Source organism: Oscillospiraceae bacterium NTUH-002-81, assembly GCA_032620915.1.
GTDB lineage: Bacteria > Bacillota > Clostridia > Lachnospirales > Lachnospiraceae > JAGTTR01.
The window spans coordinates 2,463,600-2,488,056 of sequence record CP136052.1 but is presented as its reverse complement, the minus strand read 5'-3'; the positions used below and the strand labels follow the sequence as shown (position 1 = coordinate 2,488,056).

20 protein-coding genes and 2 pseudogenes are annotated in these 24,457 nt (G+C 52.0%); 18 read left to right on the top strand and 4 right to left on the bottom strand.

Translation table 11 applies throughout. From position 1 onward, the window contains the following. Positions 1–3 precede the first annotated feature (3 nt). Genes RJD28_12270 through RJD28_12260 form a run of 3 tightly spaced genes read left to right on the top strand, consistent with a single transcriptional unit; the run spans position 4 to position 2,708 of the window. The gene (locus tag RJD28_12270; protein WNV57061.1) at positions 4–1,071 is read left to right on the top strand and encodes a SufD family Fe-S cluster assembly protein; all 1,068 of its coding nucleotides are present in this window, start codon (positions 4–6) and stop codon (positions 1,069–1,071) included. After that, positions 1,064–2,290 carry a SufS family cysteine desulfurase gene (locus RJD28_12265; protein ID WNV57060.1) on the top strand — a complete coding sequence of 409 codons (1,227 nt, stop codon included), beginning with the start codon at positions 1,064–1,066 and terminating at the stop codon, positions 2,288–2,290. Before RJD28_12270 ends, RJD28_12265 begins: the two co-directional genes overlap by 8 nt. Beyond that, positions 2,280–2,708: an SUF system NifU family Fe-S cluster assembly protein gene (locus tag RJD28_12260; GenBank protein WNV57059.1), complete on the top strand. Its 429-nt coding sequence runs from the start codon at positions 2,280–2,282 to the stop codon at positions 2,706–2,708. Before RJD28_12265 ends, RJD28_12260 begins: the two co-directional genes overlap by 11 nt. Here the strand turns inward: RJD28_12260 and RJD28_12255 are convergent. Beyond that, the gene (locus tag RJD28_12255; protein WNV57058.1) at positions 2,633–3,574 is read right to left on the bottom strand and encodes a LysR family transcriptional regulator; all 942 of its coding nucleotides are present in this window, start codon (positions 3,572–3,574) and stop codon (positions 2,633–2,635) included. The genes RJD28_12260 and RJD28_12255 overlap by 76 nt on opposite strands. Before the next feature lie 175 nt (positions 3,575–3,749). Here RJD28_12255 and RJD28_12250 point away from each other — a divergent pair, with 175 nt between their 5' ends. After that, complete coding sequence (locus tag RJD28_12250) at positions 3,750–4,601, top strand: SDR family oxidoreductase (GenBank protein ID WNV57057.1); 852 nt, start codon at positions 3,750–3,752, stop codon at positions 4,599–4,601. 15 nt (positions 4,602–4,616) lie between these two features. Here the strand turns inward: RJD28_12250 and RJD28_12245 are convergent, their stop codons facing one another. Continuing rightward, positions 4,617–4,880, bottom strand: a complete 264-nt coding sequence (locus RJD28_12245; protein ID WNV57056.1) for an aldo/keto reductase — start codon at positions 4,878–4,880, stop codon at positions 4,617–4,619. 161 nt (positions 4,881–5,041) lie between these two features. Between RJD28_12245 and RJD28_12240 the strand changes: the two genes are divergently transcribed. The 4 genes from RJD28_12240 (at position 5,042) to RJD28_12225 (ending at position 8,119) form a co-directional block, all read left to right on the top strand. Beyond that, the gene (locus RJD28_12240) at positions 5,042–5,815 is read left to right on the top strand and encodes an EFR1 family ferrodoxin (GenBank protein WNV57055.1); all 774 of its coding nucleotides are present in this window, start codon (positions 5,042–5,044) and stop codon (positions 5,813–5,815) included. 187 nt (positions 5,816–6,002) lie between these two features. Next, on the top strand, positions 6,003–6,938 hold the full coding sequence (locus RJD28_12235) for a Fic family protein (protein WNV57054.1): 936 nt from the start codon (positions 6,003–6,005) through the stop codon (positions 6,936–6,938). 221 nt (positions 6,939–7,159) lie between these two features. Then, positions 7,160–7,474 carry a TfoX/Sxy family protein gene (locus tag RJD28_12230; protein WNV57053.1) on the top strand — a complete coding sequence of 105 codons (315 nt, stop codon included), beginning with the start codon at positions 7,160–7,162 and terminating at the stop codon, positions 7,472–7,474. Between the two features lie 72 nt (positions 7,475–7,546). Further along, on the top strand, positions 7,547–8,119 hold the full coding sequence (locus tag RJD28_12225; protein WNV57052.1) for an isoprenylcysteine carboxylmethyltransferase family protein: 573 nt from the start codon (positions 7,547–7,549) through the stop codon (positions 8,117–8,119). Between the two features lie 2 nt (positions 8,120–8,121). Here the strand turns inward: RJD28_12225 and RJD28_12220 are convergent, their stop codons facing one another. Further along, entirely contained in the window at positions 8,122–8,823 is a 702-nt protein-coding gene (locus RJD28_12220) for a Crp/Fnr family transcriptional regulator (protein WNV57051.1), read from the bottom strand. 167 nt (positions 8,824–8,990) lie between these two features. Here RJD28_12220 and RJD28_12215 point away from each other — a divergent pair, with 167 nt between their 5' ends. After that, on the top strand, positions 8,991–9,812 hold the full coding sequence (locus RJD28_12215) for a 4Fe-4S binding protein (protein WNV57050.1): 822 nt from the start codon (positions 8,991–8,993) through the stop codon (positions 9,810–9,812). Between the two features lie 97 nt (positions 9,813–9,909). Here RJD28_12215 and RJD28_12210 read toward each other — a convergent pair whose 3' ends face one another. Beyond that, positions 9,910–11,034 (bottom strand): carbohydrate kinase family protein, encoded by a 1,125-nt coding sequence (locus RJD28_12210; protein ID WNV57049.1) that lies wholly within the window; start codon positions 11,032–11,034, stop codon positions 9,910–9,912. A 402-nt stretch (positions 11,035–11,436) separates the two neighbouring features. Between RJD28_12210 and RJD28_12205 the strand changes: the two are divergent. The 9 genes and pseudogenes from RJD28_12205 to priA all read left to right on the top strand — a co-directional run bounded on the left by RJD28_12205 (position 11,437) and on the right by priA (position 24,453). Then, positions 11,437–12,118 (top strand): annotated as a pseudogene (locus tag RJD28_12205) (response regulator transcription factor). Next, the gene (locus tag RJD28_12200) at positions 12,115–12,756 is read left to right on the top strand and encodes a hypothetical protein (protein ID WNV57048.1); all 642 of its coding nucleotides are present in this window, start codon (positions 12,115–12,117) and stop codon (positions 12,754–12,756) included. The pseudogene RJD28_12205 and the gene RJD28_12200 overlap by 4 nt, the downstream one beginning before the upstream one ends. Further along, positions 12,737–13,582, top strand: a complete 846-nt coding sequence (locus tag RJD28_12195) for an ATP-binding protein (protein WNV57047.1) — start codon at positions 12,737–12,739, stop codon at positions 13,580–13,582. The genes RJD28_12200 and RJD28_12195 overlap by 20 nt, the downstream gene beginning before the upstream one ends. 507 nt (positions 13,583–14,089) lie before the next feature. After that, entirely contained in the window at positions 14,090–15,175 is a 1,086-nt protein-coding gene (locus RJD28_12190; GenBank protein ID WNV57046.1) for a carbamoyl phosphate synthase small subunit, read from the top strand. After that, complete coding sequence (gene carB, locus RJD28_12185) at positions 15,162–18,359, top strand: carbamoyl-phosphate synthase large subunit (GenBank protein WNV57045.1); 3,198 nt, start codon at positions 15,162–15,164, stop codon at positions 18,357–18,359. The genes RJD28_12190 and carB overlap by 14 nt, the downstream gene beginning before the upstream one ends. 198 nt (positions 18,360–18,557) lie before the next feature. Then, the gene (locus RJD28_12180) at positions 18,558–19,094 is read left to right on the top strand and encodes a PTS glucose transporter subunit IIA (GenBank protein WNV57044.1); all 537 of its coding nucleotides are present in this window, start codon (positions 18,558–18,560) and stop codon (positions 19,092–19,094) included. 290 nt (positions 19,095–19,384) lie between these two features. Beyond that, entirely contained in the window at positions 19,385–20,317 is a 933-nt protein-coding gene (gene arcC, locus RJD28_12175) for a carbamate kinase (GenBank protein ID WNV57043.1), read from the top strand. 429 nt (positions 20,318–20,746) lie between these two features. Next, positions 20,747–22,208: pseudogene (locus tag RJD28_12170) on the top strand (UDP-N-acetylmuramoyl-L-alanyl-D-glutamate--2,6-diaminopimelate ligase). A gap of 1 nt (position 22,209) precedes the next feature. Next, positions 22,210–24,453 carry a primosomal protein N' gene (priA, locus tag RJD28_12165; protein ID WNV57042.1) on the top strand — a complete coding sequence of 748 codons (2,244 nt, stop codon included), beginning with the start codon at positions 22,210–22,212 and terminating at the stop codon, positions 24,451–24,453. Positions 24,454–24,457: the final 4 nt, after the last annotated feature.

Below are 24,457 nucleotides of genomic sequence, written 5' to 3'. Positions count from 1 at the left end.
ACAATGGAAAATATGAGAGTAAACCACCTGCCGTCACTTACCTGGAATGCGCTGCATATGAACGACAGCCGGGTGGACAGTGCCGTTACCGCAGGGGAGGCATACATAGAAAAAGATCTTTCCATGGGGCTTGAGGAAGGCATCCGCGGGGAAGAATTGCCCTGTTTTGAAAAAATAGAGACCGGCATGGGCCCGGATATGGACGCTCTGCGAAAAGCGGGCAGCATGGAGCCGGTACAGGTGACCGTCCCTGCCGGGGTGAAAGAGCAGGTGCTCCGCCTGCACATCCAGAGAAAACCCGGGGAGAGTGCTTTCCTGCCGGTGGAGATCGCCGCAGAGGAAGACAGTGAGATCACAGTTTTTGTGGACGATACCGGGGTAAAAGAAGAGGCTGGCGGTACGCTGGCCCTGCAGTTCCGGGCAGATGTGAAAAAAGGCGCCAAAGTGCGCCTCGTACAGGTGCAGCTGTTAAGTAGCCAGGAGCAGAAGCTCAACGATGTGGGCGTGTCCTGCGCGGATGAAGGCCGTTTTGAGACGCTGCAGCTGTTTCTGGGAGCCGGGAAAACCTATGCCGGATGTCGGGCAGATCTGGCAGGCAAAGGCAGCTCCATGGCAGCGGACATCGGCTATCTGGGAAGAGAGACCCAGAGCTATGACTTTAACTATGAGGCTGTCCATAAAGGGAAAAAGACGAGAAGTGATATGACCGCCTCCGGTGTGCTGTGGGATCATGCATCCAAGCTGTTCCGGGGCACCATTGATTTCCGGAACGGTTCCGCAGGCTCTTCCGGCGACGAGAAGGAGGACGTCCTGCTCATGGATGAAGGCGTGGTAAACCGGACAATCCCGCTGATCCTCTGTGCAGAGGAGGATGTGGAGGGCAACCACGGCGCATCCATCGGCAAGCTGGACGATGAGCTGCTGTTTTATCTCGTTTCCCGGGGCATGAGCCGGGAGGAAGCGTGCAAAATGGTGGCAAGAGCCCGGATCGACGCCCTGAGCAGAAGACTGGGAGACGAAGCACTGTCCCAGCAGGTACAGAAGTACCTGGAGGAGGTATTCCATGGCTGATTACAGAGAAAATCCATACAGAAAAGATTTCCCGCTGCTGCTGGAAGAAAAGGCCGCTTATCTGGACAATGCGGCCACGGCCCAGCGGCCGGTCTGTGTGATGGAAGCGGAGAAGCAGTTTTATGAGCACAGCAATGCCAACCCGCTCAGAGGGCTGTACGAACTGAGCATGGCGGCTACGGACGCCTACGAGGATGCCAGAGAGACTGTGCGGAAATTCTTGCATGCCGCTTCCGAGCGTGAAATTATTTTTACAAGAAATACGACAGAAAGCCTGAACCTGGTGGCCTACAGCTATGGCCTGACCTTTTTAAAGCCTGGGGATGAGATCCTGGTGAGCATCATGGAGCACCACAGCAATTTGCTGCCCTGGCAGATGGTTGCCAGAAAAACAGGTGCGGTGCTGAAATTCCTGGAATGTGAGATGGATGGCAGCCTCCCCCAGGAACGGCTGGATGCCGGATTTTCCGACAAGACAAAACTGGTGGCCATTGCCCAGGTGTCTAACGTGATGGGCCGGGAAAATCCCATTCGGAAGATCATCCAGATGGCCCATGCGCGCGGCGCGGTGGTCGTCATCGACGCGGCCCAGAGTGCGCCCCATATGGCCATTGACGTGCAGGAGCTGGATGCCGATTTTCTGGCATTTTCCGGCCACAAGCTCATGGGGCCCATGGGCATCGGTGTTTTATATGGAAAAGAAAAATGGCTGGAGCAGATGCCGCCCTTCCTCACCGGCGGCGAGATGATCTCTTCTGTGACGAGAGAGGGCGCCGTGTTTGCGGAGCTGCCCCATAAGTTTGAGGCGGGCACGGTAAATGCCGCCGGTGCAGCAGGACTGGCGGCGGCCATCCAATATATTGAAAGCATTGGTTTTGAAAAAATGCATACTATCGAGACGGCGCTGACCCGCCGGGCACTGGAAGAGCTGCAGGCCATTCCCCATGTGCATGTGCTGGGCTCTGACAAAGCCGAGGAGCACTGCGGCATCCTGACGTTCACCATTGATGATGTGCATCCCCACGATATCAGCGCCATTTTGGATGCGGACGGCGTGGATGTCCGGGCAGGTCATCACTGTGCCCAGCCGCTGATGGACTATCTGGGCGTGTCTTCCACCACCCGGGCCAGCCTGTATTTTTACAATACGGTGGAAGAGATTGACGCCCTGGTGGAGAGCGTCGGTTCTGTGAGAAGGAGAATGGGATATGGCGAATAGAACATTTTATAACGAAATTTTGACAGATCACAACATGCGGCCCATGCACAAGCATGACCTGCCGGACGCCAACATGGTGCTGGAAGGGGTCAACCCCAGCTGCGGCGACGATATTTTTCTGAAATTAAAGGTGGAAAATGACGAGATCGTGGACGGCTCCTTTGTGGGCAGCGGCTGCGCCATTTCCCAGGCGTCTGCGGACATCATGCTGGAGCTGATCATCGGAAAGAAGAAAGAGGAAGCGCTGCACCTGGCGGATCTGTTTTTACAGATGATCAAGGGCACCATCAAAGAAGAAGACCTGGAAGAGCTGGAGGAAGCTATCGCTCTGCAGGATATTTCTCATATGCCCGCCCGGGTCAAATGTGCGGTGCTGGGATGGCACACCATGGAAGAGATGCTGAAAAAACAGGAATGAAGCATTTCAGCAAAGTCTTCTATATAATACCCTGAGTTATCTTTTCTCCAGAAAGCACAGTAAATTTTTCGAACAGGCTGGTTATTCCGGTACAGCGGAATTCTGCTGACAACGGTGTCAAACCAGGCCTGTTCCCCGATCACATCAACCGGCAGATAACCTTGACCGGTTATGATTTTTAAGCGTGCTTCCTGAATGGTATCTGCAAACAGAAAATCTCCATGCAGTCCGATGATATTTTCATAATAATTTTGTTCTTCCTGTTGCCCTGCCTGGTTGATGACCAGAATGCAGGGCATATTTTTCAGGTCATCCGTTTCCAGCGTGTCCAGTTTACTGAGAGGATTTTTGGCAGAAAGCTCAATATAAATGTTACTTTCTGCGAGTATTTCATTCCGATAGGCATCGGAAAACGCACGCCGTTGATCATTGATTGCAAGATCGATCGAGTCATTTTCCATCGCATGATACAGTTCTTCATGACTTCCCACCGTGATTTCCACGTCTACAGCCGGGTATTTTTCAGAAAACAGAGCGATCGCTTCTGAGAGTTCATTTCCATGATATCCTTTATAATATCCGATCCGTAAAACAGCATGATCATTATTCGCAATTTTCTTCGTTTCCCGGATAAGATGCTTCAGATCTCCTGAGATGATCAGGCTTTTCCGATAAAAATGCTCGCCGGCCGGTGTCAGAGAAAAGGTACGGTTATGTCTTTCCAGTAGTTTGACCCCGAGTTCGTCTTCTAATTTTTTGATCTGTTGGGAAATGGCAGACTGTGAGACATGACACTGTTCTGCTGCCAGATAGAAATTTCCGTTTTCAATAACAGCCTGTAAATATTCCATTTGACGTAAGAGCATAAGCGGTATTCCTCCTTTTTTCACATGCTGTCTGTATTATACAACGATTAGTAAAGCTAATCAATATGATAAGAATAAAGATTTGATTGAGAAGTGACATTGCATTATGATAAGGACATCAAAAGGAAAAGAACATCAACAGGAATGTAGATTCATTTAGGAGGAGCAGAAAGCTATGCGTAAAAAAGAAGTAATGATCGTAACTGGTGCAGGACAGATTTCCATGGCAATCGCCAGAAGAGTGGGATACGGCAAAAAAATCGTTATGGGCGATAAAAATATAAAGAATGCAAAGGCGATCGCAGAGATCATGAACAATGCCGGTTTTGATGTGGAACCGGTGGAGATGAATCTTTCTTCCAGAGCGTCCATTTTAAGTCTGATTGCAAAAGCACAGGAATATGGGGAGATCAAAATGCTGGTAAACGGAGCCGGTGTTTCCCCGAGCCAGGCGCCCATCGAAGCAATCTTAAAAGTGGATCTGTACGGCACGGCTGTTTTGCTGGAAGAAGTTGGAAAGGTGATCGCAGAGGGCGGCTGCGGCGTGACCATTTCCAGCCAGTCCGGATGGAGAATGCCGCAGCTTACCGCAGAGGAAGATGCCGCGCTGGCAACGACACCCACCGAAGAACTGTTAAATCTTGAGATTTTACAGCCGGAAAACATCAGAGATACCCTTCACGCATACCAGATGGCAAAACGCTGCAATGAGAAGCGTGTCATGGCACAGTCGGTAGCGTGGGGCAAGCGCGGCGCAAGATTAAACGACATCGCACCGGGCATCATCGTGACACCGCTTGCCGTGGATGAATTCAACGGTCCGCGCGGAGATTTCTACAAAAATATGTTTGCAAAGTGCCCCGCAGGAAGACCGGGAACCGCAGACGAAGTGGCAAATGTGGCAGAACTTCTGATGAGCGACAAGGGAGCATTTATCACAGGCTCTACCTTCCTGATCGACGGCGGTGCAACATCATCTTATTATTATGGCCCGCTCAAGCCGGAAAATTCACCGGTGCGGGGGTAGGGGGGATATATCCCTCTACCATGTCAGCGAAAATTCTACCAGCTCCGGTGTCTCTGGTCTGCCGATCAACGGCTCTTTTTTATCCAGAGCAGAAAGCTGTGCCATTTCAGCTGTGGTCAGTTTAAAATCAAACAGATCAAAATTCTCCCGGATATGTTCCGGGTTTGTGCTTCTCGGAATAACGATGATGTCCTTTTGGGTCAGGAAACGAAGCAATACCTGCGCGGGCGTTTTCCGGTATTTTTCAGCAAGGGAGAGCACCGCAGGCTCCTGAAACATTTCATCGACCCGAAGGTTGCTGCTTTGAAATCTTTAAAAGCAGCAAAGAAAGGCAGAGCCGTTTACACTACCGGAGCATTTTATAAATGCTACCGATTGCTTGCAAAGCTGATTCCACATACGCTTCTTGTGAAATTTGCAGGTCTTGGATAAGGAGATAGATGATGATTTTATATTTTTCAGCAACCGGAAATAGCGAATATGTTGCCAGAAGGATTGCAGCCGAGACAGGTGACCTTGCCGTTTCTATTACAGATTGCTATAAAGAACAAATGTTCTCATTTGATGAGAAATACAAAACACTTGGTATCGTGAGTCCCACATACTCCTGGGGATTGCCTGTTATCGTAACCGAATTTTTACAAAGATTAGATGTAAGCCACAAGCCGGACTATCTGTTTTTTATTGCAACCTATGGAACAACTCCGGGACAAACCGGGAGATTTGCAGATCATATTCTTGCTCCTAAAGGCTTGCCCTTGTCCGCAAAATTCAGCGTGAAAATGCCGGATACCTGGACGCCGATTTTTGATTTGAGCAATAAAGAAAAAGTTCGGCGTATCAATGATCATGCAGAGCTTGCAATCGACGGTATGATAAAGCAAATAAAGAATTTTACCGCAGGGGATTTTATGAAAAATAAGATACCTTATCCGCTTGCAAAGATAGGCTACCATATCGAATATGATGCGATGCGTAAAACAAAGCATTTTTCAGTGGAGGATACCTGCGTTGGGTGTGGATTGTGTGCCAAAAACTGCCCGATTTCCGCCATTAAGCTCAAAGACCGCAAACCCGAATGGATGAAAGAACAATGTGTCATGTGCCTGGCGTGCTTACATCACTGCCCTAAATTTGCGATTCAATATGGCAAACATACAAAGAAGCATGGTCAGTATGTACATGATTCTTTTGATTCGCAGGGAAAAATATAGCCTGTGCCGGTATTATCCATCAATGCTGTTTCTGGGTGGATTGTATTCTGCAAATATTGCTCTCGTCGTATCTGATCTCCTTATCGTTCCATCCGTTCACCATGTCGCTTTTATTTTTTGTTGCTTCTTAGGGAACTTTTTGATAGAATTACAAGAGAAAAGTTCCCTAAAGGAGATGAATATAGTCATGGATAGCTTTCATGAGATTCAATCGTTGCTTCAGGAAAAAGCAGATTTTCAGGCAAGAATGAATCTGATTCCGTATGATGGAAATCCGGAAATAAAGGAAAATGCAAGTGGCAAATATTTATATATGAGAAAACGTATTGGCAGCCGACTGACTTCCACGTATGTGGATGTTTATTCGGAAGACTTGTATCAGCTTTTATTAAGAAATGCCAAGGAACTTAGAACACTAAAAAAGAATATAAGAAAAATTGAAAAAAGACTGGCAGAATTAGGATATGAGGCTACAGATCTAAGCATAAGGGTGGCTCAAAATCTGGATTTTGCCAGAGCTAATATGAAAGCCAATATATATGATCAGGCAGTATTGGAAGGTGTTGCAACCTCTTTTCCACAAACAGAAGATATTATAGATAATGGCACAGTCAGTGGGATGACGGCAAGTGATATACAAAAAATATTAAATTTAAAACATGCATGGGAATTTATTCTGGACACAGATGTTATACAGGCAAAGTCAGATTACTATTTGTTATGTCATATAGCTAAATTAGTTAATGAAGGTTTTTTTCATGATGGGGGCAGAATAAGGGGAGTACCTGTTACAATCGGAGGCAGTTCATATAAACCACCAATACCAGTTGAAACTCTTGTAAAAGAAAGCATTCAGGAGATCCTAATGTCAGAAAAAGAGGCAATCGATATTGCGATCAATCTCTGCATGTATAGTATGAAAACACAAATATTTATTGATGGAAACAAGCGTGCTTCTGTGATATTTGCAAATCATTTTCTTATTGCACATGGACAGGGCTTTTTGGTAATTCCGGAAGAACATGTTCCAGAGTTTAAAAAGAAATTGGTTGCCTATTATGAAGGTGAAACTATTGAGGATATTAGTACATTCTTAAAAGAAAAGTGCTGGAAAACATTCTAAAGAGTGTAAAGAATATTCTATTTTACAGAACTGGAAAATCGGGATTGACCGAGTTCTGTGAGCGAGGGATACTTCCTGTCCGAAGGGCAGGATGATGGGTTTGAAATGAATGGAACAAATCGGAATTGACCGAGCTCTGTGAGCGAGGGATGCTTCTTGTCCGAATGGCAAGAAGATGAGAGTGAGAAAGCATAGAATAAATTAGGATTTGAGGTGGAAACATGGCATCAAGCAAGGAATACTTAGAGTTTATTTTAGGACAGCTATCTGAGTTAGAAGAAATTACTTATCGAGCTATGATGGGAGAATTTATTATTTATTATCGCGGCAAGATTGTAGGCGGTATCTATGATGATAGATTACTTGTTAAACCAGTAAAATCAGCAATTAGTTATATGCCGACAGCTCCGTATGAATTACCCTATGAGGGAGCAAAAGAGATGTTGCTGGTAAATGAAGTTGATAATAAGGAATTTTTGACAGGCTTGTTTCATGCAATGTATGATGAACTGCCGGTTCCGAAACCGAAAAGGTAGAAGTAAATAACTTCCAGTTGTGAAAATGAAATTTTGTGAGTGGTATCTGCTCTTGGAGAAGGAGGGGCGCAAATGGCAGTTCAATTAACCGCAGTGATGATTTTAGCTATCTTTTATGGCTGTTATTTCAGTAAAATGCTTGCCCAGCGGCGAAAAGGAATACAGACAGATCAAATGGGAAAAGGAAAGACGGGAGAGGCCAGAACCATCGAACTGACGATGAAAGTGACAACGCTGTTGGTTCCGCTGGTTGAGCTGATGAGTATTTACCGGAATATAAGCGGGCTGCCTGGATGGGTCAGATACTTGGGGATCGTGCTGGCGCTTTTGGGAGATGTGGTGTTTGTGATTTCGGTCCGGACAATGAAAGACAGCTGGCGCGCCGGCGTCTCAGAAACAGAGCAGACGGCGCTTGTTACAGACGGGATTTATCAGCTGAGTAGGAATCCGGCCTTTCTTGGTTTTGATATGGTGTATATTGGGATCCTGCTGATGTTTTTTCACGGGATTCTCTTGGTGTTTTCTGCTGCTGCGATGTTCATGTTTCACCTGCAGATCGTAAGGGTGGAAGAACCATTTCTGGATGCGGCATTTGGAGACGATTACCGGGAATATAAGAAAAAAGTAAACAGATATTTGCTATAAACCTATTCCTCCGTCCAGTCCGCATGCAGGCGAAACTGGCTGCGGTCGAAATCGAGGATACCTTCCTGGCGGAGGCGGGACAATTCGGCGGACATGGCGCTGCGATCCACGCAGAGATAATCGGCCAGCTCCTGCCGGTTAAAGGGAATGGAAAAAGTAAGGCTGCTGGCAGCTCTGGCCCGGGAGGACAGATAGGCCAGCAGTTTTTCTCGTGTGGAGCGCCGGGACAGGCAACGGAGCTTTTCGTTCAGCATGAGATTTTTGGAGGCCAGGACACGCACCATATTTTCCATCAGTTTCATATGCAGGGAAGCATCTGCGGGGCTCTGGTTCGGTGTCGGGGTGCCGGGATAGGTCAGAAACAGTACCCGGGTGGGGCGGACGGCCAGCACGCTCACCGGGATGGCCGGCGAGCCCGCGCAGCAGAACGCCTCCGCAAACAGATCCGGCGGCTCGATCATGCCGAAGATCGTCTGGTTGCCGAATACATCGGAGGAAATGACCTGGGCGCTGCCCTCCAGCACAATGCCGATCTGGGTGGCGGGAGAACCGGCGGACAGGATCTCGGTATTTTTCGGATAGGAGCGGACGGCTGCGCGAAGGGCCGTCAGCAGTTTCTTGCAATCATTTTCAGAAAAACCGCGCAGCAGCGGATTGTGGGAGAGCAGCCGGATGTCCTCCGGCGTGAGTAGTTCTTTTTTCATAAAAAATCTCCTTTGTTGGAAATACAACGGATTAATTTCCTGTATTGTATTATGATCTGTCCTGTAAGTCAAGGGAATACATGACAAAACGCAGTTCACGGGCACCATTTGTTGGATTGCATACGGGTGAACTGTGATGAAAAAATATGAAACGAGGAGGAAGTTTTATGGTTAGAAATATTGTAAAAATTGATGCGGATAAATGTAATGGATGCGGCGCCTGTGCTTCAGCCTGCCACGAGGGGGCCATCGGCATGATCAATGGCAAGGCGGTGCTTCTGAAAGAGGATTACTGCGACGGTCTGGGCAACTGCCTGCCGGCCTGTCCCACCGGTGCCATCACCATTGAGCAGCGGGAAGCGGCGGATTTCGATGAGGAAGCGGTAAAAAATCGCCAGAATATGCTGGAAGAGATCAAAGAGCGCCTGAAAAATAAACGGGTGACACCCACGGCAGGGGGATGCCCCGGTGCTGCGTCCCGGATGCTGCATCCCCGGCACACTGCTACAGCAAATAGCGTGGCAGGTTCTGTGCCCGGAAGTAGTATGGCGGCTGACAGTGCAGGTTCTGTGGCAGGCGGCCCGGGCAGTGCTGCTGGAAACGGTGGCTGGAACATGGACGGCGGCGAACTTTCTCAGTGGCCCATCCAGATCAAGCTGGTGCCGCTGACAGCGCCTTATTTCCAGGGGGCAGACCTTCTCATCGCGGCGGATTGTACGGCTTTCGCTTATGCAAACTTCCATCAGAAATTCATCCGGGGTCGGATCACCCTCATCGGATGCCCGAAGCTGGACGAAGGAGATTATACCGAGAAGCTGACGGCCATCATCAAAGCAAACGATATCCGCAGCGTCACCATCGTGCGGATGGAAGTGCCCTGCTGCGGCGGGTTGGAAATGGCGGCAAAGAATGCCATCAAGGCCAGCGGAAAATTCCTGCCCTGGCATGTGGCTGTCGTGTCTGCCGAGGGACAGATTCTGTCAGAATAAGATAGCTGGAACCGAAAAAGGCATCAGATAGAAGAAAAAGAGACTTCGCAGAATCGGGAGAGAGGATGTTTCCCAAGTCTGTGAAGTCTCTTTATGATTATCGTAAATGCTCTAAAAATTCCTGCGTGAATTTCTGAATATTGATATACGGATTTTCGTAGTCAAAACTGAGCATCCGGCCCTTGGCGGCGAGGACGCCCATCTGGATGGGCAGGGAGATATCGCTGTTCAGCCGGTCGCAGAGCATGCCGCTGATGAAGCCGCCTGCGAAGGAATCTCCGGCGCCGGTGTCGTTGTTCAGCTGGTAATGGTACAGTTTCTTGTGCCGGGTGGTGCGGATGCGGCAGTGGCCGTCCTGGAAGGTGATGAGCTCGTGCCGGTCATCGTGCTTCACGATCAGGGTGCAGTCCGGTGCAGCGTCGGCAAAATACGCACACAGATTCCGGTATAACGTCCGCAGATCCTTTTCATTGCCGCCCAGATTCTTTTTCTCCGAATTGTTCAGGAAAACGTAATCCGCATGGGAGAGCAGCGGGCGCAGCCGATCCCTGTGCAGGGACGTATATTCGAAGCCCGGGTCGATGCTGACCCGGAGCGCCGGGTTGATGGCCTTGGCCTCGATGACATACTGCATGATGGCCTCGAACTGGTCGAAATCTGACAGGGAGGACAGATGGATCCACCGGGTCTGGGACAGATAGCCGGAGAAGGAAAGGCCAGTGGTCTCCTCCTGCTCCTGGATCCGATCCAGCAGGGTATTGTTGGCACAGGGGGCGATCTTGATGCAGTTGCGGGTGTGGTTGTACAGCCGGACAATGGACTTGGCGATGGCCTTGTCGTACGGGTCATCGAACCGGTCCTGTGTGGTAAACAGCCACTGGCGGTCGTCCAGATGCGCCAGCTCCTCCGTCAGCTGATTTGTCTTGCCGTACTGCAGATCAAACCGGGTGGGGGTGCCGCAGACGCCCACGTAAGCCGTGCGGAAATCCGGGAAAATGTGCTTTGCCACCTTCAGGGTGATGAAAGCAGAGCCGCCGATCTGCGTCGTGTACTGTTTATTTTTCATGACTAGCTCCGTGATATCGTTCTCCACGTCACTGATCGGATTGCTCAAATGCTCGCTGCCCACATTGTCGTCCTTTTGAATCAGGTCTTCCTCGCTGCAGTGAAACATGTAGTCATAGTTGATCGCACCTATACATATAACATCCAAACCTGCCATCTTTGGTATTCCTCTCATTTAAAAACTTATTTTAAGCATAAACAAAGCGTTCTTATTTGTCAATTATTTTCCAGTTCAACCGCGCCATTCGCAAAACCGCACTGCCGTGCTTTTCGCTGCTATCGCAGCTGCTTTTTGCTCATGAGATGGCGCTCAACTTATGCATGCAGTGAGCCGGCTTTTCGTGCAAGCCCGAAATCCGTCTCTCACATGCATAATTGAACTGGAAAACACAATTTTAACATATTTATCTGGTATAGTGGTCTCACAGAAACGAAATTATGTTAATATAAAAGCATATGACGAGAGTTGAATGGAATCATGATAGCTGCAAAGCTGCATCAGGCACGGAAAGTGTGAATTGTGATGGTACATGCAGAAAAGAACAGGGAGGAACGATAGATGGATACGTGTAAGATTCTTGTTGTGGATGATGAGAGCCGTATGCGCAAGCTGGTGAAGGATTTCCTTGTGAAAAAGGGCTATACGGTGCTGGAGGCCGGGGACGGCGTGGAAGCGGTGGACGTGTTTTTTGAAGAAAAGGATGTGGATCTGATCATTCTGGACGTGATGATGCCCCGGATGGACGGCTGGCAGGTGGTGAAGGAGATCCGGGAGTATTCCCAGGTGCCCATCATTATGCTGACGGCCAAGGGCGAGGAGCGGGATGAGCTCAACGGGTTCAGCCTGGGCGTGGATGAGTACATTTCCAAGCCCTTCAGCCCGAAGATCCTGGTGGCTCGGGTGGAGGCGATCCTGCGGCGCAGCGGCGGCAAGGTGGAAGATGAGATGATGAGCGCCGGCGGGATACAGGTGGACAAGACGGCGCACCGGGTGACGGTGGACGGTCGGCAGATCGAACTGAGCTATAAGGAATTTGAACTGCTCAGTTATTTTATGGAGAATCAGGGCATCGCCCTTTCCCGGGAAAAAAATCCTGAACAACGTGTGGAACTACGACTATTTCGGCGACGCCCGCACCATCGATACCCATGTGAAAAAGCTGCGCAGCAAGCTGGGCGACAAGGGAGAGTACATCCGGACGATCTGGGGCATGGGCTACAAGTTTGAGGTGGGAGAATGAAGCATTCCATCAAAAAACAGCTGGCGCTTTTGTTTATCGCCCTCATGGCTGGGCTGATTTTTTCCTGCTGGCTGGCCAACAACATTTTATTTGGAAAATATTACGTGCAGAAAAAACGACAGGCGCTGGTGTCGGCCTATGATCTGGTGAATGCGGCGGGCAATGAGAATATCATGGACACGGACGATTTTCAGGTGACACTGCAAAATACGCTGGCGAAGGGAAATATGTCCATTCTCGTGCTGGATCAGAGCTATCACACCGTCATTTCTTCGGTGAATGAAAGCAATATTCTGGGCACCCGTTTGCTGGAAAATATTTACGGCTCCGGTTCCAAGGATCGGGAGACGCTGGAATCCTCGGATCGATACACATTGAGCCGGATGCGGGACGTTTTCCTGAAAAATGACTATCTGGAGCTGTGGGGCAGCCTGGACAACGGCGATATTTTTATCCTGCGAAGCCCCATCGAGAGCATCCGGGAGAGTGTGGCGGTGTCCAATCGGTTTCTGGGCTATATCGGTGTGGCAGTGGTGCTGGTGGGGATTGTGATCATTTCCTTTATTTCCAAACGGATCACCGAGCCGATCCTGCAGCTGGCAGGCATTTCAAGAAAAAATGTCAGAGCTGGATTTTGAGACCCGGTATGAGGGAAAAGAAAAGAATGAGATCGGCATTCTCGGCAATAACATCAACGAGATGGCGGAGAAGCTGGAGCAGGCGATCTCGGAACTGAAGACAGCCAACAATGAGCTGCAGAGAGATATTGAGCAGAAAACAAAGGTCGACGAGATGCGGAAGGAATTTCTTTCCAACGTTTCCCATGAACTGAAAACGCCCATTGCTCTCATCCAGGGCTACGCAGAAGGGCTGCAGGAGTGCGTCAACGACGATGCTCAGAGCCGGGAATTTTACTGCGAGGTCATCATGGATGAGGCCGGGAAAATGAACCGGATGGTAAAGAAACTGCTGACGCTGAACCAGTTGGAATTCGGTGACCAGAAGGTGGTCATGGAGCGGTTCGATATCATTGCCCTGATCGACAGCATTCTTTCCGCATCAGTTCTCATAGCGGAGCAGAAGGGGGTCACTGTCCGCATGGACAAGATGGATCCGGTCTATGTATGGGCGGACGAGTTTGATATCGAGGAAGTGTTTACCAACTATTTCAGCAATGCCCTGAACCATGTGGATTTTGAGAAGGTCATTGAGGTAAAGGTGAGAAAAGAAGACACCAAAGTGCGGGTATCTGTTTTCAACACCGGAAAACAGATACCGGAGGAGGACATTGACCGGATTTGGGACAAATTCTATAAGGTAGACAAAGCCAGAACCAGGGAGTACGGCGGCAGCGGCATCGGTCTTTCCATTGTAAAGGCCATCATGGATGCGCTGCATCAGCCTTTTGGTGTGAAAAACTGGGATAATGGCGTGGAATTTTGGTTTGAGCTGGACAGCAAATAAGCTGTCCGGCTCATTGCCGTTTTTGGGGGTGACAGTTCAGTCGCGCCAGCTCAGCCGCGCCATTCGCAAAATTGCATTGTCATGCTTTCCGCTGCTGACGCAGCTACTTTTTGCTCATGAGATGGCGCTCAATCGGTGCTTTCCCAGGCATCTTTTCGTGCAAGCACGAAATCCGCCTGAAGAAAATCACCGCTGAACTGGTTTTGACAAAATTAGTCCTTGCAAAGCAAGCGCAGTTGTGGTAGACTTTTAGCAATTTAGGAACTTTTCGGGACAACGCAATAAAATACAGGAAAATTGAATAATGATGCAAATTAAATTGACATATCAGTGTATAAAAGAGTATAATTCTGAACAAAGGTGAATATTTATGCGTAACATATGCATAACTCACTTCGGGATGGTTATTCTCTTTTTTTATATACGATACAGGGTTGAAAAGCCGGAACCCGCATGAGCTTGCTCATCAGCGGTTACATATTTCAATGAAAGGACAAAGGTGGTTGCATGAAAGCTTTTCTTATTCTGGAAGACGGGACAGTCTTTGAAGGAACGAGTATTGGTTCCACGCGGGAGGTCATCAGCGAGATCGTGTTTAACACGTCCATGACCGGATATCTGGAGGTACTGACGGATCCCTCCTATGCGGGACAGGCAGTGGTGATGACGTATCCTCTGATCGGAAACTACGGGATTTGCCGGGAGGATATGGAGTCCGAAAGACCGTGGCCGGACGGATATATTGTCCGGGAGCTTTCCAGAATGCCCAGCAACTTCCGCAGCGAGGAGAGCATTCAGGATTTCCTGAAGGAATACGATATTCCGGGCATCTGCGGCATCGACACCCGGGCGCTGACGAAGCTCCTCCGGGAAAAGGGCACCATGAACGGCATGATCACCACCAATGCGGATTTTGACCTTGCCCAGGTGCTGCCGAAGCTGAAAGCCTACACCACGGGAAAGGTGGTGGAGAAGGTGACCTGCCAGCAGAAATACACGGTGCCGGGGGATGGTTTCCACGTGGCGCTGATGGATTTTGGAACGAAGAAAAATATTGTGAAAAGCCTGAACAAGCTGGGCTGTCAGGTGACGGTTTACCCGGCGCTGACGACGGCGGAGGAGATTCTGGCGGATGCGCCCGACGGCATCATGCTTTCCAACGGCCCGGGAGACCCGAAGGAGTGTACGTCCATCATTGCGGAAATCCAGAAGCTGTACGCATCGGAGGTGCCGATTTTTGCCATCTGTCTCGGCCATCAGCTCATGGCGCTGGCCACCGGGGCGGACACCCATAAGATGAAGTACGGTCACCGGGGCGGCAACCATCCGGTGAAGGATCTGAAAACCGGCAAGGTGTACATTTCCTCCCAGAACCACGGCTACGTGGTGGATATGGACACGGTGGATCCGGAGGTGGCACAGATCGGGTTTGTGAACGTCAACGACGGTACCACCGAGGGGCTTCGTTATCATAAGAAGAACATCATGACCGTGCAGTATCATCCGGAGGCCAGCCCAGGCCCCCACGATTCCGGGTATTTGTTTGAGGAGTTTATGAAAATGATGGGAGGATGCGCAGATGCCGAAAAATAAAAACATCAAAAAGGTACTTGTCATTGGATCAGGCCCGATCATCATCGGCCAGGCGGCGGAGTTTGACTACGCGGGCACCCAGGCCTGCCGTTCCCTGAAGGAAGAGGGCATTTGTGTGGTGCTGGTGAATTCCAACCCGGCCACCATCATGACAGACAAAGACATTGCAGATATGGTTTACATCGAGCCGCTGACGGTGAAGGTGTTAGAAGAGATCATTTTAAAGGAAAAACCGGACAGCGTGCTTCCCACCCTGGGCGGCCAGGCGGCGCTGAACCTGGCCATGGAGCTGGCAGAGTCGGGATTTCTGGAGGCCCACGGCGTTTCCCTCATCGGCACCACGCCGGAGACGATCCGCAAGGCGGAGGACCGGGAGCTTTTCAAGGAAACCATGGAAAAGATCGGAGAGCCCTGTGCCCCGTCCCAGATCGTGTATACGGTGGAAGAGGGCGCTGCCTTTGCGGCAAAGATCGGTTACCCGGTGGTGCTGCGTCCGGCCTATACGCTGGGCGGCAGCGGCGGCGGTATCGCCAACAACCCGGTGGAGCTGGAAGAGATTCTCGCCAACGGCCTGCGGCTGAGCCGTGTGGGCCAGGTGCTGGTGGAGCGCTGCATTGCGGGCTGGAAGGAAATCGAGTATGAGGTGATGCGGGACGCCAACGGCACATGCATTACCGTTTGTAATATGGAAAATCTGGATCCGGTGGGCGTACATACCGGTGACAGCATCGTGACGGCGCCTTCTCAGACGCTGGGGGATAAGGAGCACCAGATGCTGCGAAGCGCGGCGCTGAATATCATCAGCGAGCTGAACATCACCGGCGGCTGTAACGTACAGTTTGCCCTGCATCCCACCAGCTTTGAGTACTGCGTCATCGAGGTGAATCCCCGTGTCAGCCGTTCTTCCGCGCTGGCAAGTAAGGCCACCGGCTACCCCATCGCCAAGGTGGCGGCCAAGATCGCCCTGGGCTATCATCTGGACGAGATTCCAAACGCCATCACGAAAAAGACCTTTGCCAGCTTTGAGCCCATGCTGGACTACTGTGTGGTAAAAATGCCCCGTCTGCCCTTCGACAAATTCCTGTCGGCCAAGCGGACGCTGAGCACCCAGATGAAAGCCACCGGTGAGGTCATGAGCATCTGCACCAACTTCGAGGGGGCGCTGATGAAAGCCATCCGCTCTCTGGAGCAGCATGTGGACAGCCTGCTGTCCTATGATTTCTCCGGATTGGATCGGGATGAACTGCTGCGGCAGCTGGCGGTGGTGGATGACCGCCGCATCTGGGTCATCGCCGAGGCGCTGCGCAAAGGCATTTCTTATGAAGAAATCCATGACATCACGAAGATTGATCTGTGGTTCATCGATAAAATTGCCATTCTGGTGGAAATAGAGCAGGCGTTAAAGACAGAACCGCTGACACCGGAGCTCTTAAAGGAGGCCAAACGGCTGGAGTTCCCGGATGAGGTGATCGCTTCTCTCACAGGAAAAACGGAAGACGAGGTGAAAGCCCTCCGTCTGGAAAACGACATCGTGGCGGCCTATAAAATGGTAGATACTTGTGCGGCAGAGTTCGCAGCCTCCACCCCCTACTATTATTCCTGCTTTGACGGGGAAAACGAGGCGGCTAAGACCAGCGGCCGCAAAAAGGTGCTGGTGCTGGGCTCCGGCCCCATCCGTATCGGTCAGGGCATCGAGTTCGATTTCTGCTCTGTTCACAGCACCTGGGCTTTTTCAAAAGAAGGCTTTGAAACCATCATTGTCAACAATAACCCGGAAACGGTGAGCACCGACTTTGATATCGCGGATAAGCTGTATTTTGAGCCGCTGACGGCGGAGGATGTGGAGTCCATCGTGCGGCTGGAGCAGCCCGACGGCGCAGTGGTACAGTTCGGCGGCCAGACGGCCATCAAGCTGACAAAAGCGCTGATGGAAATGGGCGTGCCGATCCTGGGCACGGCCGCAGAAGACGTGGATGCGGCAGAGGACCGGGAGCTGTTTGACGAAATTCTGGAGCAGTGCCAGATCCCACGTCCGGCAGGACACACCGTATTTACGGCGGAGGAAGCCAAGGCGGCAGCAGCACAGCTTGGCTATCCGGTGCTTGTGCGCCCGTCCTACGTGCTGGGCGGCCAGGGCATGCAGATCGCCATCAACGACCGGGATATCGACGAATTCATTGGCATCATCAACCGGATCGCCCAGGAGCATCCGATCCTGGTGGATAAATACATCCAGGGCAAGGAGATCGAGGTGGACGCCGTTTGCGACGGGGAGGACATTGTCATCCCGGGCATCATGGAGCACATCGAGCGGGCCGGCATCCATTCCGGCGACAGCATTTCGGTGTACCCCGCCCGCTCCATCAGCCAGAAAGCCAAGGACACGGTGGTGCTTTACACGGAGCGGCTGGCCAAAGCGCTGCACGTCAAGGGCATGATCAACATTCAGTTCATCGTGTGTGGGGACGATGTGTACGTCATCGAGGTGAACCCCCGTTCCAGCCGGACGGTGCCCTACATCAGCAAGGTGACCGGCATCCCCATCGTGGGACTGGCGACTCGGGCCATCATCGGCAAAAAGCTGAAGGATCTGGGCTATACGCCGGGCTTGCAGCCGGAGGCAGATTATGTTGCCGTGAAAATGCCGGTGTTCTCCTTTGAAAAATTACAGGGCGCGGACATCAGCCTGGGGCCGGAGATGAAATCCACCGGCGAGGTGCTGGGCATTGCGAAAACCTTCGAGGAAGCGCTGTACAAGGCATTTATCGGCGCGGGCATCCGTCTGCCGAAATACAAAAATATCATTATGACCGTCAACGACGAGGATAAGGAAATGGCTGTGGACATCGGTCGCCGGTTTGAAAAACTGGGCTACCGGATCTTTGCCACCCGGGGCACCCAGAAAGCGCTGGCAGACGCAGGCGTGCACGCCATCCGCACCAGCAAGATCGCCCAGGAATCCCCGAACCTGATGGATCTGATCCTGGGACACGAGATCGACCTGATCATCGACACTCCGGCCCGGGGCGGCCAGCACGGCAAGGATGCATTCCTCATCCGCCGCAGCGCCATTGAGACCGGCGTCCACTGCCTGACGGCCATCGACACCGCGAGAGCGCTGGTAGAGAGCCTAGAAAATGCCGATCATCAGCATCTGACACTGGTGGATATTGCGAAATTATAAATCCGACAGCCTGCGTGTTACAGTGGATGCTATTCAGTGAAAAATCGCTTTGAGGGGCGCAATGTGTGGATGACATTTGTTATGCATTGGCTGGAGCGACAGAGAGTTGCACAGCGGTAAGCGATATATAAGGAACATTGGGGAATGATTTCTGTGTGTTTGTTCATACTAGAGGAAAAAACAGAAAGAAGGATCCCGATGAACTTCATGGAAAAATTGTTTGGAAAAGAAAAGAGAGGCCAACAGCAGAACGGATCAACCGTGGCAGGAAAAAGTGCAGGCTCGAAAAATGAAATTGGCAGCCCTATGGAAGGGGAACTGATCGAGCTGAAAGATGTTCCCGACGAAGCCTTTGCCCAGGGCATTCTGGGAGACGGCGTGGCCATCCGTCCCACCAAAGGGGAAATGTATGCCCCGGCGGATGGCACGGTGGACACCCTGTTTGACACCTGCCACGCCATCACCTTTCTGTGCGATAATGGCGCGGAGCTGCTGCTCCATGTGGGGCTGGACACGGTGCAGCTGAAAGGAAAGCATTTTCAGTCCCAGGTGGCATCCGGCGACCGGGTGAAAAAAGGACAGCTTTTGTTAAGTGTGGATCTGGAGGCAGTGAAGCGGGAAGGCTATGATACTGTGACGCCGGTGATCGTCACCAACGCGGATGAGTGGCCCGTGGAAAAAGCGGCGCCGGGCAAAGTGAAGGTCGGGGATGTCATTATGAAGGGCAGCCGGTAAAAATCCCGAGAATGACGTATTCACAAAATGAACTGATGGTTTTCATCCCATATAGTTGTATTTTACAGCTTTTTACAGATTTGGTTCAAATGTGTATGCGAGGCTGAACAAGGATGAATTCTGTGCATTGCAAAACGCGTTATGATGCCGGGAGTGAACTGTAATAATCGTGGAAAAGATACGCAGAGAATGCTTGTTGCCGCTGGCATTGTTTTGTATACTAAAGGTAGAATAAAGATAGATATGCCGCGTTTCTTTTCACTGGGAGACGCGAGAAATGAGGGATAAGTATGGAGAAAAAAAGAGTTGTACTGGCACTTGGACACAGAGCGCTGGGAACGACCCTCCCGCAGCAGCAGGAGGGGGTTCGTGCCTCCGCAAAAATCATTGCTGATCTGGCAGAAGAGGGCTGCCAGCTGATCATTTCCCACAGCAATGCGCCGCAGGTCGGCATGATCCATACGGCCATGAATGAATTTGGAAAAGCCCATCAGGATTACACAGTATCGCCCATGTCGGTGTGCTCTGCCATGAGCCAGGGCTATATCGGCTACGATCTGCAGAATGCTATCCGGGCAGAGCTGCTCTCCCGGGGGATATACAAGACTGTGGCTACGCTGCTCACCCAGGTGCTGGTGGATCCTTACGATGAGGCGTTCTATCGCCCGGTGAAAAAGATCGGCCGGTATCTGACCAAAGAAGAGGCGGAAGCAGAAGAGGACAAGGGCAATTATGTGACAGAGGTGCCGGGAAAAGGCTATCAGCGTGTCGTGGCAGCGCCCAGGCCCGGAGACATTGTGGAGATCGACGCCATCCGTGCACTGGCAGACGCAGACCAGATCGTCATTGCCTGCGGCGGCGGCGGAATCCCCGTGCTGGCCCAGGGCAGCCGTCTGAAAGGCGCCAGTGCCGTCATTGAGAAAGACCTGGCCAGCGGCCGTCTGGCAGAGCAGACCGACGCGGACATTCTCATGATCCTCACCACCGTGGATCAGGTATTCCTGAATTATGGAAAGGAAAACGAAACACCCATCGATCACATGACCGTGGAGGAGGCCCGCAAGGCCATTGTGGCCGGACAGTTTGAGGAAGCCACCATGCAGCCCAAGATCGTGGCCGGGGTGGAATTCGTCAGCAAAAAGCCCGGCAGAAAGGCCATCATCACCTCCATCGACCGGGCAAGAGACGGTCTTCTCGGAAAAACAGGAACAGTCATCGAATGATGTTGAGAAAAGGAAAACCCCCGGAGCGCATCCGGGGGTTTCCTTTTTATGAGGGGGGAGATAGTGAGTGTGTAAATCAACTATCTGACTCATAGTATACTGGGAAAATGTGTTCAAAGTGTGGACGTTTTCTAAAAATAAATGAAAAAATCTTAAGATAAAATGAAGGAAGAGAGAACAAAAACCTTCTGTTTGATAAAAAGGGGGAAGTATGCTATTGTTATAACAGTGTCGAAAGGCATGAATCCGCATGAGCTTGCTCATAAGCGGATGAAAGGACTTGAGACACGCCCGCAGCATGAGCATGAAAGCGGAGCGCATGCTTCGCGATATGCGAATGCTGTCGGAAGATTGCGGGAGTGCACAGCACGGAGCAATCTGTTATAATGATATGTAATGAAATGATATCAGTATCGGGGAGGAATGACCATGAAGAAGCTGAATCAATTACTGGAACGGATTTCCTATACATGCATACAGGGCAGTATTGACACAGAAGTGACGGATATTGTGAACGATTCCCGGAAGATCACGCCGGGCTGCCTGTTTTTCTGTATCCCGGGTGCCGTGACAGATGGACATAAGTTTGCCGCCCAGGCGGCGGAGCAGGGAGCCGCTGTGCTGGTGGTTTCCAAAGAGGTGGAGGTGCCGGACAGCGTGACAGTCATCCGGGTGGAGGATCCCCGGTATGCCATGGCGCTTATCGCGGCGGCCTGGTACGATTACCCGGCGGAGCAGATTCCGGTCATCGGTGTGACGGGAACGAAAGGAAAAACTACCACCACCTATATGATCAAATCCATCCTGGAACATGCGGGGCATCAGGTGGGACTGATCGGCACCATTGAAACGATTATTAAGGAAAAGAAAATTCCATCCAGCAATACCACGCCGGAGTCGGTGACGGTACAGAAGTATCTGCGGGAGATGGCGGATGCGGGCTGTGACTGCGCAGTGATGGAGGTGTCCTCACAGGGCCTCATGCTGCACCGGACAGCCGGGATTTTGTTTGAGCTGGGTCTGTTTACGAATATTGAACCGGATCACATCGGCCCCAATGAGCACGCTTCCTTTGAAGAGTACATGGAGTGCAAGGGCAGACTGTTCCGCCAGTGTAAGGTGGGCATTGTCAACGTGGACGATCCTCACTGGAAACAGGTGCTGGAGGGCCATACGTGCCGTCTGGAGACGGTGGGCTTTTCCACGGAGGCGTCCCTGCGGGCGGAAAATGTCCATCTGGTCAACGGCGCCGGATATCTGGGCGTGGCCTATCACGTGTCCGGTTCCATGGATCTGGATGTGGAGATCGACCTGCCGGGCCGGTTCAGCGTATACAATTCCCTGATGGCCATTGCCGTCTGCCGGCATTTCGGCGTGGCAGATCAGGATATTCTCTATGCCCTGAAGCAGGCGAAGGTGAAGGGCCGTATCGAGCTTATCAAAGTGTCAGATGATTTTACGCTGATGATCGATTACGCCCACAATGCCATGAGCCTGGAAAGTCTTTTAACCACCTTAAAGGAATACAATCCCAAGCGTCTGGTGTGCCTGTTTGGCTGCGGCGGCAACCGCTCCAAGCTGCGCCGGTATGAGATGGGCGAGGTGTCCGGCCGTCTGGCGGATCTGACGATCATCACATCGGATAATCCCCGGGACGAGGAGCCCCAGGCCATCATCGACGATATCAAGGTGGGCATTGCCAAAACCGATGGCAAATATGTGGAGATCCCGGATCGGAAGGGAGGCCATTGCCTACGCCATCCACCACGGCCAGCCCGGCGACGTGATCGTTCTGGCGGGCAAGGGACATGAGGATTATCAGGAGATCAGGGGCGTGAAGCATCCCATGGATGAGCGGGATCTCATCGCAGACATTCTGGCAGGCAGATAACATGCAGCAATATGCACAGATCATTGTAGATATCACAAGTGAAAAACTGGACCGCACGTTCACGTACCGGATTCCGGAGGCACTGGCCGGGCAGATCACCCCGGGGGTGCAGGTGCTGTTCCCATTCGGAAACGGCAACCGGCAGCAGAAGGGCTTTGTGCTGGACATCACCGACCAGCCCTCCTACGATCCGGCAAAAATAAAGGAACTGACGGGCATTGTGCCCGGGGCGGTGCCGGTGGAAGGGGAACTTATTGCCCTGGCGGCCTGGATCCGGCAGACCTACGGCTCCACCATGATCCAGGCGCTGAAAACGGTGCTGCCCGTGCGCGCCCAGGTGAAAAATCAGGAAGAGGTGACGGTCACCCTGTCTTCCGACCGACAGGCAGTGCAGGCCTATTACGACCTGTGCCTGCGGCGAAAATACCGGGCCAGAGCCCGGGTGCTTTCGTTTCTGCTGGAACGGGGCAGCTGCACGATGCAGGCGCTGACGGGCCGGGAGAAAAGTGACGGCAAAACGGTACGGGAGCTGGAAGAGAAGGGGCTTGTGACCCTTTCCCGGAAGACCCGGTACCGGAACCCGGAGAGCCAGGTTTCTCAGAAATACGGAGAAAAAGAACTAACAGCGGAACAACAGCAGGCGGTGGATACCGTATGGGACGATTACCGGCGGGACATCCGTCAGACGTATCTGCTCCACGGCGTCACCGGCAGCGGCAAGACCGAGGTGTATCTGGAACTCATTGAAAAAGTGGTGGCAGAGGGACGGCAGGTGATCGTGCTCATCCCGGAGATTGCCCTGACCTACCAGACATTGCTGCGGTTTTACACCCGGTTCGGCGACCGGGTGTCGGTGATCAATTCCCGGCTTTCCCAAGGGGAACGGTACGACCAGTTCGAGCGGGCCAAACGGGGAGAGATCGACATCATGATCGGCCCCCGGTCGGCACTGTTCACACCGTTTTTACGATTGGGGTTTATTATCATCGATGAGGAGCATGAGGGCACCTATAAGAGTGAAAACATGCCCCGGTACCACGCCCGGGAGGTGGCCATCCGCCGGGCACAGATGTGTCACGCCTCGGTGTTGCTGGGATCGGCCACACCTTCGGTGGAATCCTATGATAAAGCGAAGACCGGGGAATACCGGCTGCTGACGCTGACCCGCCGGGCCGGCAATCAGCCCCTGCCTCAGGTGACCATCACCGATATGCGGGAGGAGCTGCGGGAGGGCAACCGTTCCGTGTTCGGCAGGCACTTAAAGGAACAGATCGAGGACCGGCTGGCGAAACAGGAGCAGGTCATGCTGTTTTTGAACCGCCGGGGGTATTCCGGTTTTGTTTCCTGCCGTTCCTGCGGTGCGGTGATGAAATGTCCCCACTGTGACGTGTCCTTAAGCGTCCACCGGAAGGGCGGCGCGGCACGGCTGGTGTGCCATTACTGCGGTTATGAGACCGCGCAGGTGTCCCGGTGCCCGGTGTGCGGCTCCGGCTACATCAGCGAGATGAAGGCGGGCACCCAGCAGATCGAAGAGCTGACCCGGAAAACCTTTCCTGGCGCCCGGGTGCTGCGGATGGACATGGATACCACGAAAAACAAGGACGGCCACGCGAAGATCCTGACGGAATTTGCGGAGCACCGGGCGGATATCCTCATCGGTACCCAGATGATCGTCAAGGGGCATGATTTCAGGGATGTGACGCTGGTGGGGGCACTGGCGGCGGATCTGTCTTTGTTTGCCGGGGATTACCGGTCGGCGGAACGCACGTTTCAGCTGCTGACCCAGGCGGCAGGCCGGGCAGGCAGAGGCGAGCGCCCCGGGGAAATGGTGATCCAGACGTACCAGCCCGATCACTACAGCATCACCCTGGCGGCGGCGCAGGACTACGAAGGCTTCTATGCACAGGAAATGCTGTTTCGCCGGATGATGTCCTATCCGCCGGGAGCACAGATGATGGCGGTGCTGTTAAGCTGTGAGGAAGAGGAACATCTGGCGGTGGGTGCTTCCTATTTAAAACAGATGATTGAACGGCTGGGCGGCAGCCACGGCGTACAGGTCATCGGCCCGGCAGATGCATCGGTGGCCCGGGTGAAGGACCGCTACCGGAAAAACATTTATGTGAAACATGCAGACGGCGCCCTGCTTTCCCGGATCCGGGAGGCGCTGGAAAAATATATCGAAGCAAACGAGGGATTTTCATCGATCGCGATCCAGTTTGATTTCAACCCGATGAATCCTTTTTGACAGG

Coding starts and splice junctions, on each gene's coding strand:
- RJD28_12270 (WNV57061.1), top strand. CDS start 4: ATGGAAAATATGAGAGTAAACCACCTGCCGTCACTTACCTGGAATGCG.
- RJD28_12265 (WNV57060.1), top strand. CDS start 1,064: ATGGCTGATTACAGAGAAAATCCATACAGAAAAGATTTCCCGCTGCTG.
- RJD28_12260 (WNV57059.1), top strand. CDS start 2,280: ATGGCGAATAGAACATTTTATAACGAAATTTTGACAGATCACAACATG.
- RJD28_12255 (WNV57058.1), bottom strand. CDS start 3,574: ATGCTCTTACGTCAAATGGAATATTTACAGGCTGTTATTGAAAACGGA.
- RJD28_12250 (WNV57057.1), top strand. CDS start 3,750: ATGCGTAAAAAAGAAGTAATGATCGTAACTGGTGCAGGACAGATTTCC.
- RJD28_12245 (WNV57056.1), bottom strand. CDS start 4,880: ATGTTTCAGGAGCCTGCGGTGCTCTCCCTTGCTGAAAAATACCGGAAA.
- RJD28_12240 (WNV57055.1), top strand. CDS start 5,042: ATGATGATTTTATATTTTTCAGCAACCGGAAATAGCGAATATGTTGCC.
- RJD28_12235 (WNV57054.1), top strand. CDS start 6,003: ATGGATAGCTTTCATGAGATTCAATCGTTGCTTCAGGAAAAAGCAGAT.
- RJD28_12230 (WNV57053.1), top strand. CDS start 7,160: ATGGCATCAAGCAAGGAATACTTAGAGTTTATTTTAGGACAGCTATCT.
- RJD28_12225 (WNV57052.1), top strand. CDS start 7,547: ATGGCAGTTCAATTAACCGCAGTGATGATTTTAGCTATCTTTTATGGC.
- RJD28_12220 (WNV57051.1), bottom strand. CDS start 8,823: ATGAAAAAAGAACTACTCACGCCGGAGGACATCCGGCTGCTCTCCCAC.
- RJD28_12215 (WNV57050.1), top strand. CDS start 8,991: ATGGTTAGAAATATTGTAAAAATTGATGCGGATAAATGTAATGGATGC.
- RJD28_12210 (WNV57049.1), bottom strand. CDS start 11,034: ATGGCAGGTTTGGATGTTATATGTATAGGTGCGATCAACTATGACTAC.
- RJD28_12200 (WNV57048.1), top strand. CDS start 12,115: ATGAAGCATTCCATCAAAAAACAGCTGGCGCTTTTGTTTATCGCCCTC.
- RJD28_12195 (WNV57047.1), top strand. CDS start 12,737: ATGTCAGAGCTGGATTTTGAGACCCGGTATGAGGGAAAAGAAAAGAAT.
- RJD28_12190 (WNV57046.1), top strand. CDS start 14,090: ATGAAAGCTTTTCTTATTCTGGAAGACGGGACAGTCTTTGAAGGAACG.
- carB (WNV57045.1), top strand. CDS start 15,162: ATGCCGAAAAATAAAAACATCAAAAAGGTACTTGTCATTGGATCAGGC.
- RJD28_12180 (WNV57044.1), top strand. CDS start 18,558: ATGAACTTCATGGAAAAATTGTTTGGAAAAGAAAAGAGAGGCCAACAG.
- arcC (WNV57043.1), top strand. CDS start 19,385: ATGGAGAAAAAAAGAGTTGTACTGGCACTTGGACACAGAGCGCTGGGA.
- priA (WNV57042.1), top strand. CDS start 22,210: ATGCAGCAATATGCACAGATCATTGTAGATATCACAAGTGAAAAACTG.